Source organism: Streptomyces sp. NPDC001599 (genome assembly GCF_042893535.1).
Lineage (GTDB): Bacteria > Actinomycetota > Actinomycetes > Streptomycetales > Streptomycetaceae > Streptomyces.
Genome location: NZ_JBIAVA010000003.1, coordinates 316,620 through 329,186 on the forward strand (window position 1 = coordinate 316,620; position 12,567 = coordinate 329,186).

The window sequence follows — 12,567 nt, forward strand, 5'->3', positions numbered from 1 at the left end:
AGAAGCCCCGACCGCGACGGGGGAATCACGATCGGGGCGGTACGAGGTGGATACGGACGGCGGTCGCCTCTCGGCGAAAGGCTCCACAGGGCTTCAGCCGAACGATCGTCCCTGTGGGCAATAGGTGAGGCCCGGGGACACTGTCCCGTCCGTACCCACGGTCTGTTCAACGGCGAACGACCGGCCGGTGTTCCACCGTCTGTCGTGGTTTGGGGTGATGTGCGTCACTGCTCGGTGGACTCACGGGGCTCGGGCACGATCTCGGCCCACAGGTTCTCCGCCTGCAACAGCAGCGTGCCGAGCACCGCGGTCCGGGCCGCGCCCTGCCCGGCCTGCTCCCGCAGCCCCTCCTGCAGCCGCAGGTGCAGCTCCTCCATCGTCTCCTCGGTGGCCGCCGCCGGATCGGCCTCGGACCGCTCGCCCGCCCACCGGTCCGCCTCGGCGTGACAGGCGTCGCCGATCAGCCGCAGCAGGCGCGCGTACAGGTCGAGGACCGGACCCTCGGGCGGTGCAGGCGTCCGGTGCTCGTCGGCCGCCACCGCCAGGGTCCGGGTCAGCGCGCCGAGGTTCCCGGTGACCCGGCTCCACCGCCGGTCCTCGTCCTCCGGCGGGACGACGGTGGGCCCGCGGTGCAGCCGCCGCAGTGGCCCCGAGGTCAGCCGCAGGCTCTCCCGGCTCCACGACCGGGCGGAGTACAGCGCCTCCAGCCGCCGCTCGAGCCGTGCCGCGTCACTGGTCCAGCCCGCCGCGCTCTGCGCGTCCCACTGGGTCTCCCGCAGGTCGGCGGCGACGGAGTGCAGGAGGTCGCCCGCCTCCCGGGCCAGCGCCGCGAGGTTCTCCCGCACGTCCCGCAGGTGGATGGGCGGCAGCACCAGGGCGTTGACCGCCACGCCGATGAGCGCCCCGAGCGCCGCCTGCCCCACCCGGTGACCGACCGCGGCGGCCGAGACGCTTGTGCCGGAGGCCAGGACGAACACCGCAGTGGTGGCCGCGTAGATGCCCTGCCCGCCGAAGCGCGACCAGTTCGCCACCAGCATCAGCACCGGCAGCGACAGCACCAGCGCCCCCGTGTTGTCGTCCGTGATCGCCTGCGCCGCCGACGCCCCCAACGCGCCGGCGCAGATCGCCGCGAACTGCTGCCCGGCCTGCCGCACCGAGCTGTAGACGGTGGCCTGCACCAGGACCAGCGCCACCCAGGGGGCCATCAGCGCCATCGGGTCGCCCAGCCACACGCCCGCCACGGTCCAGGCGATCAGCGCCGCGCCCGCGGCCTTCAGCGACTGCACGACCAGGTCGCGTTCCCGCCCCGGCCCCCGCCAGGCGGCGCGGACGGCCCGTCCGACGGCACACGCCTCCCACCACACCGCGGCCGCGGGCCGCCGTCCCCGGAGTGCCTCCCGGAGCGTGTGTACCACAGCGCTCATGCGGTGCCGGACGTCCGCGTGGCCCGCGGACCCGTCCCGATGAGCGGCGGGCGCGGCAGGTGGGGCGGGCGAGGGGACCGCGGCCTACGGGGCAGGGACCGGCGCCTCATGCCAGCGGGCTCCCGCGCAGCGAGGCCAGCAGGTCGGCCGGGTCGGCGTAGACCGCCTCCGCTCCCGCCTCCTCCAGGTCGGCGCGGGGGAGACCGCCGCACAGCACGCCCACGCACCGCACCCCGGCGCGGCTGCCCGCACGCATGTCCCACACGGTGTCCCCGACGAAGACGGCCCGCTCCGCCGGTACCCGGGCCAGCTCCAGGGCGTGCTCGACCGGTTCCGGGGCGGGCTTGCCCGCGTCCACGTCGTCGGCGCTCGCGGTGGCGTCGATCGCGTCGTCCGCGTCGATCGCGCGCCGCAGGGCGCCCAGCTCCGGCCCGCCCGCCGAGGTGGCGAGCACCACCTTCCAGCCGTCCGAGGCCAGGCGGCGCAGCAGGTCCCCGGCGCCCGGCAGCGCGGGCAGCCGGTCGAAGTACTGTCCGTACAGCGCCTTGTGCGCGGCGCTCAGCTCCGCGTCCTGCTCCTTGTCCCGGTCCTCGCCGAGCAGCCGGGCGACGAGGTCGCCCGAGGCCAGGCCCACGGCCCGGTGGACCGCGTGCATCGGCACCCGGTGTCCCGCCTGCCGGAACGCCTCCCACCAGGTGGTCACGTGCAGGTGATTGGTGTCGACGAGGGTCCCGTCGACGTCGAACACGGCCGCCCGTTCCATGCGCTGTTCCCTCCTGGTCCCTTCCCGGCCCGTTGATCGGCGGGCGGGTACCACGTCAGCGGCTCGCCACTCCGGCCGGTGTACGGCCCTCACGGGTCCAGGCCAGCAGCTCGTCCAGGGACCAGGTCGTGACCACGCGCTCCGGGGGCACCCCGCACTCCTCGGCCCGGGCACACCCGTGGATCTGCCAGTCCAGCTGACCGGGCGCGTGCGCGTCCGTGTCGATCGAGAACAGCACGCCGGCCGCCACCGCACGGCGCAGCAGCCGTCGCGGCGGGTCGAGCCGCTCCGGACGGCTGTTGATCTCCACGGCCGTGCCGGACTCCGCGCACGCGGCGAACACCTCGTCCGCGTCGAACGCCGACTCCGGGCGCCCCCGGCCGGTCAGCAGCCGGCCGGTGCAGTGCCCGAGCACGTCCGCGTGCGGATCGCGGACGGCCCTCACCATCCGGCGGGTCATCGAGCGGGCGTCCATCCGCAGCTTGGAGTGCACGGACACGACGACCACGTCGAGCCGCTCCAGCAGCTCCGGCTCCTGGTCGAGCGAGCCGTCGTCGAGGATGTCGCACTCGATCCCGGTCAGCAGCCGGAACGGCGCCCAGGCGGCGTTCAGCTCCGCCACCACGTCCAGCTGCTCGCGCAGCCGCGCGGGGGAGAGCCCGCGGGCCACCGTCAGCCGCGGCGAGTGGTCGGTCAGGGCCGCCCACTCGTGCCCGAGCGCCGCCGCGGTCCGGCCCATCTCCTCGATCGGGCTGCCGCCGTCGGACCAGTCCGAGTGCAGATGGCAGTCGCCGCGCAGCCGCTCCCGCAGCCGTTCACCGCCCCGGGCGAGCGGAGAGTCCGCCTCGTCCTCCAGCTTCGCGAGATAGCCGGGCACCTGGCCGTCCAGCGCCTCGCGCGCCACCTGCGCCGTCTTGGGCCCGACCCCCTTCAGGGACTCCAGGGAACCCGCCCGCTCGCGCAGCTCGGCGGACGACAGCCCACCGAGCACTCCCGCCGCGGTACGGAAGGCCCGGACACGGTACGTCGGGGACTGGGCCCGCTCCAGGAGGAACGCGATCCGCTCCAGCGCCTCGACGGGGTCCATGGCCACCTCCTCGCGCGCCTGTGCCCGCACGTCCAGGGTTCCCCAGAGCGCCTGGGCCCGCACCACGAGCGGGGCCGCTCCGTGCGCCGCGGCCGGGCGCCGGGTCCTCGCTCGCCCGGGTTGCGGCCTACCCTCTAGGCATGACCGAGATCGACAGCCCGCACATCGGCAGTCCGCGGATCCTCGTGCTCGGGGTGCAGGCGGGCCCGCCCCCGTTCCGGATCGTGGAGATCGACGGCCAGGTGGTCGGTGAGGCCAAGGCCGTCACCGACGTCCTGGAGGCCGCCGCCGCGTTCGGCATCACGGTCCACGACCTGGACGACCCGGACGTGGTCCGCTGGGTGGGCGGGGACAAGTTCACCTGGACGCCGCGCTAGGCGGAGCCCCGCCCCCGCCCCGTGCCTCAGCCGACCGTCCACTTCTGGTTGGCGCCGCCCGTGCAGGTCCAGATCTGCAGCCGGGTGCCGTTGGCCGAGTTGTTGCCGGTGACGTCGAGGCACTTGTCGGCCTGCGGATTGACGATGTCGCGCGCGGCCGTGACGACCCATCGCTGGGCTGCGCTGCCGTTGCAGTCCCACAGCTGGACGAGCGTGCCGTCCGCCGTGCCGCCCGCGTCGACGTCCAGGCACTTGCCCAGCGCCCGGATCGTGCCGTCGGAGCCCACCGTCCACCGCTGGGCCGCCGTGCCGTTGCAGTCGTAGAGCTGTACGGGCGTGCCGTTGGCGGTGTTCGCGGCGGCGACGTCCACGCACTTGCCGGCCAGGCCCCGGATCGCGCCGCCGGTGGGAGTCTCGCCCGTCGTCACCGACACGTGGTCGACGACGAGGGTCTGCGGGAAGACCGTGGAGCCGTCCGGGTCGCCGGGCCAGTATCCGCCGACCGCCAGGTTCAGGATCAGGAAGTACGGCCTGTTGAACACCCACTGCTTCCCGCCCAGGTCGGCCGGGGTGCGCCGCTGGTAGACGGTGCCGTCCACCGACCAGGTGATGGAGTCGGGCGCCCAGTCGACGGCGAAGGTGTGGAAGGCGTCCGCGAAGGCCTGCCCGCCGGGCAGGGTGTATCCGGCGCCGATGCCGCCCGCACCGGAGTAGCCGGGGCCGTGAATGGTGCCGTGCACGGTGGAGGGCTCGAAGCCGACGTTCTCCATGATGTCGATCTCGCCGGAGTCCGGCCAGTTCACCGGGGTGCCCAGCATCCAGAACGCGGGCCACATGCCCTGGCCGCGCGGCACCTTCATCCGTGCTTCGACGTGGCCGTACTGCGCCGTGAACTTCCCCGAGGTGTTGAGCCGGGCGGAGGTGTACTGGCAGGTGCCGTACCAGCACTGGTAGTTGGCCGGGTTCTCCTTGCGGGCGGTGACGACCAGGTGGCCCTGGCCGTCCAGGGCCGCGTTCCGGTTGCCGGAGGTGTAGTACTGCCGCTCGTGGTTGTTGACGTTGTCGCCGGTCTCGATCTGCCACTTCGAGGAGTCGACGGCCGCGCCGGCCGGGCCGTCGAAGGTGTCGGAGAAGACCACGGCGGCGGCCGCGGAGGACGAGGCCCCGGCGGACCCGGCGGCCGGGGGGGTTTCCGGGTCCGCCTGGGCGGGGCCGGTCACGAGGGACGCGGCCAGCCCGGCGGACAGGGCGGCGGCGAGGAGGCATCTGCGGAGCAGGCGTGGGCGGGCCACGGCTCTCCCTTCCGTACGGCGCCTCGCGCGAAGGCACCGACCGAGGTGGGGGGTTGGGGATGACGCCTCTTTATTCAAGTAGTGAGATAAGGGGCGGTCAATACCTTGGTACGGACCAGATGGTCCGGTCTCAGGTACGTCCCCCGCGCGCGTGCACCGTGCGGCTCATGCGCCGGCCGAGGACCAGGTAACCGATCAGCGCCCCACCGGTGTTGAGGATGACGTCGTCGACGTCGAAGGCCCGGCCGGTGACCAGGACGCCCTGGGCGGACTCCACCAGCAGCATCACGACGGCCGTCAGCAGCAGCACGCGCAGCACCCCGCGCGTGCGCGGGGCGACGACCGGGACCAGGACGCCGAACGGTACGCCGAGCAGGATGTTCCCGCCGATCTGTTTGACCGCGTCGCGCAGGGCGGGCTGGTCCAGATAGGCCTTCAGCGAGCGTCCGGGGTGCAGGTTGGTGTGCGTCAGGGCCTCGGACGCGGGGGAGGGGTGCAGGGTCAGCCGCGCCAGCACCACCGCGAACGCCACCATGAAGACGAACGCGCACGCCGTCGCCAGCAGTCGCAACGGCAGGGCGAGCGTGTGCCGTTCGGGACGGTCGCCGCCCCGCGGCTTGCCGGCGCGGGGGTGCGGCCGCGAACGTGGTCGTGAGACGGCACGAGCCATGTCGGTCCTCCAGTCGTCAACTTCCCCGCGTGGTAGCGCGGTTACCCGCCGAACCGCCGAGGATGCCCGGCGAACCGCACGCCCGCTGCGCACAGCTGTCCGGTTTCCCCTCCACGGGACGGGGCACCCCGGCCGGGGGAGTCGCCGCGCGCCGCCGTCGGCCGCCCCTCGCACGGTGCTTGGATGGCGGCGAAGCCGGAACAACAGCGACAAAAGGGTGGCGTGTGAAGAGTCGTAGGACACTCCTCGCCGCGGTCGAGGTGGCCGCCTGGTGGGCCCCGCTCACCGCGCTCTGGCTGGTCCTCGTCAGCACCGTCGGCCCCCTGGAACTGGCCGTGGGTGCGGGTGCCTCGGCCGTGACGGCGCTCGTCGCCCGGGCCGCGCGGCGGGCGGTGAGCGGCCCGTGAACGGCTGGATCCTCGCCGCGGCCGTGGTGCTCGCCGCGGGTGTCGGAGCCACCCTGTGGGGCGTGGTGACCGGACCCCTGCGCCGCCGCGCCGCCGCTCAGAACCTGTCCACCGCGCTGGCCTGCCCCGCCTTCCTGCTGCTGGCCCAGGGCTACGAACGGCCCGCCTACGTCGACCTCGCCCTCGTGCTCGCCGTCCTCGGGCCGGTGGGCACGCTGGTCTTCGCCCGGCTGCTCGCCGACGAACTGGCCGACGACCCGCCGCACGCCCGGGGCCCGACCCTCACGGCGGCGGCCCTCGGCGCCGCGGTCGTGGTGGCGGTGGGCGTGGCCACCGGTCCGGGCCGGGCCCTGGTCAAGCTGCTGGTCGTCGGGGCGCTGCTGGTCGGCGGCAACCTGGTCGCCTCCCGGGCGCTCGCGGGCGGGATGCAGGAGGGCCGCCGTGACTGAGGCCGTGATCGTCCTCGCGCTGCTGCTGGTCGCCGTGTCCGCCACGGCGGCGGTGGCGGTCCGCGACCCGGTGCGCCAGTCACTGGTCCTGGCCGTCCTCGGCGTCGTCCTCGCCGTGCTGTTCACCGTGCTCCAGGCACCCGACGTCGCCCTGTCGCAGCTGGCGGTGGGCTCCGCGCTGACCCCCCTCCTGCTGATGCTGACGGTCCGCAAGGTGCGCCGACGCGGGCAGCGCGGCGACGGCGGGCACGGCGGCCCCGCCGAGCGGCGCGGAAGGGAGAGCGGCCGGTGAGCCCCCGCGCGCGGCTGTGGCTGGTGGCCGTGGGCGGCGCCGGACTCGCCGCGCTCCTCCTGGCCGCCTGCCTGGACCTGCCCCGCTTCGGCGGCGACCGGCACCCCTACGGCGACCGGGCCGTCGAGGCGTCCCTGAGCCGGCACACCGCCAACACCGTAGCCTCCGTCACCTTCGACCAGCGGGCCTTCGACACGCTCGGCGAGATGAGCATCCTGTTCGCGGCGGTCCTCGGCTGCGTGGTCCTGCTGCGCCAGACCCGCGACGAGCACCGGGCCCGCCCCGAACCGGCCGCCGTCTCTCGGCCCGTGCGCCGCTACGCCCTGCTCGTGCTGCCTCTCGCCCTGCTGACCGGCCTCTACGTCGTCGCCCACGGTCAGGTCAGCCCCGGCGGCGGCTTCCAGGGCGGCGTCGTCGCCGCCACCGCCCTGCACCTGCTCTACCTCGGCGCCGACTACCGCGCCCTCGAACGCGTACGGCCCCTCGTCCCCTACGAGACGGGGGACGCGCTCGCCGCCTCCGCCTACCTCGTCACCGGCCTGGCCGCCCTGCTCGGCGGCTCCGCCTTCCTCGCCAACACGCTGCTCCCGTACGGCACGTTCAACACGCTCGCCTCCGCCGGCACCGTCCCGCTGCTGAACGCCGCGATCGGCATGGAGGTCGCCTGCGCGGTCGTCGTCCTGCTCGCCGGGTTCCTGGACCAGGCCGTGGAGATCGCGGACGAGGGCGAGAACGCCGAGGGACACGACGACGCCGACCGGCGCGGGAAGTGAGAGCCCCATGTCCGAGCTGACGCACGTGCTGCCCTACCTGGTGGCCGCCTGGGTCTTCCTGGCCGGCTGCTACGGCCTGGCCACCAGCCGCGACCTGGTCCACGCGGTGGGCTGCCTGTCCGTGTGCCAGGCCGCCACCTACGTCCTGCTGCTGGCCGTCGGCTACCGCGACGGCGCCACCGCACCGGTCTTCTCCGACCTCGCGCCCGGCGCCCGGCCGGTGGTCGACCCCGTGGTCCAGGCCCTCGCCCTCACGGACGTCGTCGTCGGAGCCACCGTCACCGCCCTCCTGCTGGCCCTGGTCGTCCAGGTCGCCAAGCGGCACGGCACCGTCGACCCCGACGAACTGAGCGAGCTGCGCGGCTGATGCACCACCTGCTGCCCCTCCTCGTCGCCCTCCCGCTGCTCGGCGCCGCCCTGCTCGCCGCCTGCGGCCGGCTGGTGCCCCGCCCCGTCGCGGAAGGCGTGGCCTGCGCCGTCGCGGCCGGTACCGCGGCACTCGCGGTCCTCCTGCTGACGCGGTCCTCGCCGCCGCTGACCGAGTGGGTGGGCGGCTGGGAGCCCGTGGCGGGCCACAGCGTCGGCATCGTCCTGACGGGTGACGGCCCCGGACTCGGCACGGCCGCGCTGGTGTCCGTGCTGACCCTCGCCGCCCTCGCCTACTCCTGGCGCTCCTTCGACGAGCCGCCGCACGGCCACGCCGGGGCGTTTCCGGCGCTCGTGCTGGTCTTCCAGGCCGGCATGTGCGGCTTCGTGATCGCGGGCGACCTGTTCAACGCGTTCGTCTGGTTCGAGCTGATGAGTGTCGTCGCCTACGCCCTGACCGGCCACCGGGTCGAGGAGGCCAGGGCCGTGCAGGGCGCGCTGACCTTCGCCGTGGTCAACTCCCTGGGCGCCTACGCCCTCCTCATGGGCATCGCGCTGCTCTACGCCCGGACCGGCGAACTCGCCCTGGCCCGGATCGGCGACGCGCTGGACGCCCACGGCCCGCCCGACGCACTGGTGCTGACCGGCTTCGTCCTCGTGCTGACCGGCCTGCTGGTCAAGGCGGCGGCCGTCCCCTTCCACTTCTGGCTGCCGGACGCACACGCGGTCGCCCCCACGCCGGTGTGCATGCTGCTGTCCGGCGTCATGGTCGAGCTGGGCGTCTTCGGCGTCTGGCGGGTCTACGACACCGTGTTCTCGGGCCCCGGCGGACTGCCCGCCACCGACGTGGAGCGGGTGCTCACGGTGCTGGGCGCGCTGACGGCGGCGCTCGGCGCGGTGATGTGCTGGCACCAGCGGCACATCAAACGGCTCCTCGCGTACTCGACGATCGCGCACACCGGTCTGTTCCTGCTGGGGGTCGGCACCCTCACGCCCGAGGGCGACGACGGAGTCGCGCTGTACGTCGTCGGGCACGCCGGGGTGAAGGCCGCGCTGTTCGCCTGCGCGGGGATCCTCCTCGACCGGTACGGCAGCGTCGACGAACGCGTCCTGCACGGCCGCGCCCGTCCGCTGCGCGGCGTCGGCGCGATGGTCGTCGTAGGCGCGCTGGGCCTCGCGGGACTGCCGCCGTTCGGCACGGCGCTCGGCAAGTCCGTCACCGAGGAGGCGGTGGGCGGCCCGCTCACCGTGCTCTACGTCCTGGCGAGCGCGGTCACCGCGGCAGCCGTACTGCGGGTCGCGGCCCGGGTGTTCTGGGGCCTGGGCCCCGCACCCGAGGACGCCGGCCAAGGGGGCGCCGCCGACGCCTACGAGACGACCGGCGCGGGGGAGGAGCCGGAGACCCGGCAGCAGCTCGGCCGGGTGCCCGACACCATGACGGCCGTTCCCGCCCTCCTGCTCGCCGGGGCCCTCGCGGCCGGTGCGGTCCCCGGCTTCGGCGACGCGGTGGCCCACGCCATGAGCGAGGCCACCTCGGCCGGTCTGGTCCACACCTCCGTGCACTGGACGCCCCTGGGCGTCGGCCTGGGACTCCTGTCGACCGTCCTGGCCGTGGCGCTGGCCGCCGTCGCCGTCGGCCGCCCCGGGCTGCTCGCCGTACCGGACTGGGCGCTGCCCCTGCGGCGGCTGCAGTCCGGGCACGTCGGCGACTACGTGGCCTGGCTGCTGGTCGGCACCGCCCTGCTGGGGGCGCTGGCCCTCCCCGGCGTCCTGTCCGGGTGAGCCGAGCGGCACCCACGGCCGACCGGCCTAGGGGGTGTCGTTTGGATCTTGCCGGGGTCGCGGGGTCTGGCACGCGCATCTGCGGCGTTGTCGTCGGTTGCCAGGGCTCCGCCCTGTCGCCCTCCTCCGCCTTGCAGCTCCACGCACCAGACCCCGCTCGGGTCGGCCACAAGGCAACGGAGGCTGCGGCCGGCCTGATCCAAACGACACCCCCTAGGTCCCGTACGTCACCCGTACCTCCTCGAAGCCGAGTGAGGTCAGCAGTCCCCGGAGCATGGCGGTGGTGTTGCTCTCCGCACGCGCCTTCAGCTCACTGTCCTTCGCGGCGTCACCGATGTGCCGGGCCGCGAGCTTCTGGACGGCCTGTTCGCCGTTCGGGTTGTCCGAGAACAGGTCGCCGAGCCGGTCGAGCAGCCCCCGCTGCTTGGAGACCGCGTAGGAACGGTCGGGGTCGAGCGCCGGTTCGCCCAGCGCGGCGTGCGGCAGCCGGAGCGTGGCCGAGGTCCGCGCGTCGTCGACCGTCACGTCGTCCTCGTCCACCTTCCCCAGGTCGACGAAGGCGTCGACGGTGCCGGCCCCGACGTACAGGGTGCGGGAGCCGCGGATCGCGTCGGGCAGGAATTTGGCGTCCTTCTCCAGGTCCACGACGACCTGGAAATTGCCGGATGCGGCGTCGTAACGGCTGATGTCCTGGACGGACTTCAGCAGAGCGGGACCCGAACGGTCCTGGGTCTCGGAGCCGAACAGGTCCTTCAGCCCCGGTACGACACTCAGGCGCAGCCCCGCGAACAGCACGACGAGCACCAGCACCAGCGCGGTCAGCGCCTTCGCCCAGCCGGGCATGCGTCGCGCGGGCGTCTCGGCGGGGCTCGTGGGCTTCCTGACGGGAGTCGTCATGGCGACGGCCCTCCTTCCTACTCACCCGGATGCCCCCCAACTCCCTTGCCAGACCCGGAGTTTCCGGGATTCAGCGGACGGTCCGCGCAGGGGTGCGAGGACCAGAGGGCCTCCCCGCGCGTCAGTCCCGGCAGCCGCAGCTCGGCCTCCCGCACCCGCCGGGCCGGCAGCTCGCCGGTGACGATCCAGGCCGGGTCGCCCCCCGTCGTTCCGGTGAAGTCCGCGCCCAGCGAGGCCAGCAGGGCCGTCACTGCGGCCAGCGTGTCCGCCGGGACCTCCGCCTCGAAGGCCTGGTACGGCTCGTGGAGCACGGTTCCCGCCCGCGCGAGGGCACGGCGCAGCACGAGCGGTGTCAGCCCGCGGAAGTCGGCGGCCGTGCTGAGCACCGAGTCGAAGCCGGAACGGACCAGCGTGACCCGGTAGTCGGTGACCGCGGCACCGGTCAGCCCGGTCCGCAGCGTGGCGTGGACGGTCTCCTCGACGGCCTGGTGGAAGGCCCGGGGGAGCGCGCCGAGTTCCGTCTCGTACCCGAAGGCGCCGCCGGAGCCGCGCGGACCCGGTTCGACGCGCAGCCCGATCGTCGCGAAGTACCGGGTGCGGTCCAGCCACGGCATCTCCTCCGCGGCCTCGCCCGTGCCCGCCGGGCGCTCCAGGAACCGGACGCGGCCCGGCGTGAACTCCGCCTCGATGCCGAAGTCCTCGGCCAGTGTCGCCGCGAGCACCTCCATCTGGACCTCGCCGTACAGGAGCAGGGCGGTGGCGCCGGACGCCGCCGGGCCGGCGTGCAGCAGCGGATCCTGGTCGGCCAGCGCCAGCAGGGCGGAGCGCAGCGGCGCCGCCTGCTCCGGGTGCCGGGCCCGGACCAGGGTCTGCAAGGTCGGTGGCGCGAACTGCGGTGCGCGACCGGTCGGTTCGCCGAGCCGGTCGCCGACGCGCAGACCCCCGGGGACGGTGAGCGCGGCGATGTTCCCGGCGGTGAGCGTGGCGTCGCCGCCGACGACGTCGAGGCGGGTCACCCGGCCGGAGACCTCGGTGGTCCGCCCGTCGGACTCGCGCCGCAGGAAGGTGAGCCGCATGCGCGGGTGCACCTCGCCGCCGTACAGCCTGAGGTACGCGGTGCGCTCGCCGGCGGGTCCGGGCCGCACGGCGAAGACCGTGCCGCGCGGTTCCGTGCCGCCGGACGTGCCCGGCGTGGCGGCCGGGACCAGGCCGACCAGTCCCTCGACCAGCTCCGCGACGCCCTGGCCGCCGAGCGCGGAGCCGTGGTACAGGGGATGGAACGAGCCGTCGGCGGTACGGGCGGCGAGGGCGGCGGCGAGTCCCGCCTCCGTCGGCTCGGGGCCGTCGACCAGCGCGGCCAGGATCTCGGGGTCGACCTCGGCGAGCGCCTCCGCCGTCCGCCCGTCGGGCGGGCGGCGGGTGACCCGGGCGCGTGGGGTACCGGCGTCCGTCACCTCGGTCAGCGGCGCTACGTGCGGCGTCAGCAGGCGCCGGACGTCGCCGAGCAGCGTGTCCGTGCGCGCGCCGGTCCGGTCGATCTTGTTGACGAACACGAGCGTGGGCAGCCGCAGCCGCCGCAGGGCGCGCATCAGGACGCGGGTCCGCGCCTGGACGCCCTCGACGGCGGACAGCAGCAGCACCGCCCCGTCGAGCACCTCCAGGGCCCGCTCGACCTCCGCGACGAAGTCGGAGTGTCCCGGCGTGTCGATCAGGTTGACGCGCGTGTCGCCGACGGTGAAGGCGGCGACGGCGGAGCGGATGGTGATGCCGCGGCGGCGCTCGATACCGCCGTCGTCGGTGACGGTGTCGCCGGTGTCGACGCTGCCGAGCCGGTCGACGGCGCCGTGGTCGAACAGCAGCCGTTCGGTGAGGCTGGTCTTACCTGCGTCGACGTGGGCCAGGATGCCGATGTTCAGGGTGCGCATGAGTGGAGGAGTCCTCGGGAGCCGTGAGCCGGAAGGGGCGCTGGGGGAATCCGAGGAGTCGGC

Annotated in this window: 14 protein-coding genes; 7 read left to right on the forward strand and 7 right to left on the reverse strand. The window is 74.5% G+C overall.

Translation table 11 applies throughout. The annotated features are described in order from the left end of the window. Positions 1 to 224: 224 nt before the first annotated feature. The 3 genes from ACFYZ3_RS10275 to ACFYZ3_RS10285 form a co-directional block, all read right to left on the reverse strand. Entirely contained in the window at positions 225 to 1,424 is a 1,200-nt protein-coding gene (locus ACFYZ3_RS10275; protein ID WP_388515170.1) for an aromatic acid exporter family protein, read from the reverse strand. A 106-nt stretch (positions 1,425 to 1,530) separates the two neighbouring features. Next, positions 1,531 to 2,187: an HAD family hydrolase gene (locus ACFYZ3_RS10280; RefSeq protein ID WP_388515172.1), complete on the reverse strand. Its 657-nt coding sequence runs from the start codon at positions 2,185 to 2,187 to the stop codon at positions 1,531 to 1,533. 55 nt (positions 2,188 to 2,242) lie between these two features. Beyond that, positions 2,243 to 3,274, reverse strand: a complete 1,032-nt coding sequence (locus ACFYZ3_RS10285; RefSeq protein WP_388515973.1) for a PHP domain-containing protein — start codon at positions 3,272 to 3,274, stop codon at positions 2,243 to 2,245. Positions 3,275 to 3,414: 140 nt separating this feature from the next. Between ACFYZ3_RS10285 and ACFYZ3_RS10290 the strand changes: the two genes are divergently transcribed. Beyond that, the gene (locus ACFYZ3_RS10290) at positions 3,415 to 3,651 is read left to right on the forward strand and encodes a hypothetical protein (RefSeq protein WP_115740496.1); all 237 of its coding nucleotides are present in this window, start codon (positions 3,415 to 3,417) and stop codon (positions 3,649 to 3,651) included. Between the two features lie 26 nt (positions 3,652 to 3,677). Here ACFYZ3_RS10290 and ACFYZ3_RS10295 read toward each other — a convergent pair whose 3' ends face one another. Both ACFYZ3_RS10295 and ACFYZ3_RS10300 read right to left on the reverse strand, forming a co-directional pair. Further along, a complete protein-coding gene (locus ACFYZ3_RS10295) occupies positions 3,678 to 4,943 on the reverse strand; it encodes a lectin (RefSeq protein ID WP_388515174.1) in 1,266 nt (421 codons plus the stop codon). Positions 4,944 to 5,073: 130 nt separating this feature from the next. Next, positions 5,074 to 5,613 carry a VanZ family protein gene (locus tag ACFYZ3_RS10300; RefSeq protein ID WP_361002742.1) on the reverse strand — a complete coding sequence of 180 codons (540 nt, stop codon included), beginning with the start codon at positions 5,611 to 5,613 and terminating at the stop codon, positions 5,074 to 5,076. A gap of 224 nt (positions 5,614 to 5,837) precedes the next feature. Here ACFYZ3_RS10300 and ACFYZ3_RS10305 point away from each other — a divergent pair, with 224 nt between their 5' ends. From ACFYZ3_RS10305 to ACFYZ3_RS10330, 6 genes are read left to right on the forward strand one after another with little or no spacing between them, the layout of a single operon-like run. Next, the gene (locus ACFYZ3_RS10305) at positions 5,838 to 6,020 is read left to right on the forward strand and encodes a hypothetical protein (RefSeq protein ID WP_388515176.1); all 183 of its coding nucleotides are present in this window, start codon (positions 5,838 to 5,840) and stop codon (positions 6,018 to 6,020) included. Continuing rightward, the gene (locus ACFYZ3_RS10310) at positions 6,017 to 6,469 is read left to right on the forward strand and encodes an MrpF/PhaF family protein (protein WP_388515178.1); all 453 of its coding nucleotides are present in this window, start codon (positions 6,017 to 6,019) and stop codon (positions 6,467 to 6,469) included. Before ACFYZ3_RS10305 ends, ACFYZ3_RS10310 begins: the two co-directional genes overlap by 4 nt. Next, positions 6,462 to 6,761, forward strand: a complete 300-nt coding sequence (locus ACFYZ3_RS10315) for a hydrogenase subunit MbhD domain-containing protein (protein WP_361002734.1) — start codon at positions 6,462 to 6,464, stop codon at positions 6,759 to 6,761. The genes ACFYZ3_RS10310 and ACFYZ3_RS10315 overlap by 8 nt, the downstream gene beginning before the upstream one ends. Further along, positions 6,758 to 7,534: an MnhB domain-containing protein gene (locus ACFYZ3_RS10320; RefSeq protein WP_388515180.1), complete on the forward strand. Its 777-nt coding sequence runs from the start codon at positions 6,758 to 6,760 to the stop codon at positions 7,532 to 7,534. The genes ACFYZ3_RS10315 and ACFYZ3_RS10320 overlap by 4 nt, the downstream gene beginning before the upstream one ends. 7 nt (positions 7,535 to 7,541) lie before the next feature. Then, positions 7,542 to 7,901, forward strand: coding sequence for a sodium:proton antiporter (locus ACFYZ3_RS10325; protein WP_388515182.1), 360 nt, complete (start codon positions 7,542 to 7,544; stop codon positions 7,899 to 7,901). Beyond that, positions 7,901 to 9,682, forward strand: a complete 1,782-nt coding sequence (locus ACFYZ3_RS10330) for a complex I subunit 5 family protein (protein ID WP_388515184.1) — start codon at positions 7,901 to 7,903, stop codon at positions 9,680 to 9,682. The genes ACFYZ3_RS10325 and ACFYZ3_RS10330 overlap by 1 nt, the downstream gene beginning before the upstream one ends. 213 nt (positions 9,683 to 9,895) lie before the next feature. On the opposite strand, the gene ACFYZ3_RS10335 is transcribed toward ACFYZ3_RS10330, so the two are convergent. Continuing rightward, complete coding sequence (locus ACFYZ3_RS10335) at positions 9,896 to 10,579, reverse strand: DUF4230 domain-containing protein (RefSeq protein WP_388515185.1); 684 nt, start codon at positions 10,577 to 10,579, stop codon at positions 9,896 to 9,898. Between the two features lie 17 nt (positions 10,580 to 10,596). Beyond that, on the reverse strand, positions 10,597 to 12,504 hold the full coding sequence (gene otr(A) / locus ACFYZ3_RS10340) for a tetracycline resistance ribosomal protection protein Otr(A) (protein WP_388515186.1): 1,908 nt from the start codon (positions 12,502 to 12,504) through the stop codon (positions 10,597 to 10,599). Positions 12,505 to 12,567: the final 63 nt, after the last annotated feature.

Excerpts from the sequence above, each read along its gene's own strand:
- ACFYZ3_RS10275 (WP_388515170.1), bottom strand. The coding sequence starts at position 1,424 with ATGAGCGCTGTGGTACACACGCTCCGGGAGGCACTCCGGGGACGGCGG.
- ACFYZ3_RS10280 (WP_388515172.1), bottom strand. The coding sequence starts at position 2,187 with ATGGAACGGGCGGCCGTGTTCGACGTCGACGGGACCCTCGTCGACACC.
- ACFYZ3_RS10285 (WP_388515973.1), bottom strand. The coding sequence starts at position 3,274 with ATGGACCCCGTCGAGGCGCTGGAGCGGATCGCGTTCCTCCTGGAGCGG.
- ACFYZ3_RS10290 (WP_115740496.1), top strand. The coding sequence starts at position 3,415 with ATGACCGAGATCGACAGCCCGCACATCGGCAGTCCGCGGATCCTCGTG.
- ACFYZ3_RS10300 (WP_361002742.1), bottom strand. The coding sequence starts at position 5,613 with ATGGCTCGTGCCGTCTCACGACCACGTTCGCGGCCGCACCCCCGCGCC.
- ACFYZ3_RS10325 (WP_388515182.1), top strand. The coding sequence starts at position 7,542 with ATGTCCGAGCTGACGCACGTGCTGCCCTACCTGGTGGCCGCCTGGGTC.
- ACFYZ3_RS10330 (WP_388515184.1), top strand. The coding sequence starts at position 7,901 with ATGCACCACCTGCTGCCCCTCCTCGTCGCCCTCCCGCTGCTCGGCGCC.
- ACFYZ3_RS10335 (WP_388515185.1), bottom strand. The coding sequence starts at position 10,579 with ATGACGACTCCCGTCAGGAAGCCCACGAGCCCCGCCGAGACGCCCGCG.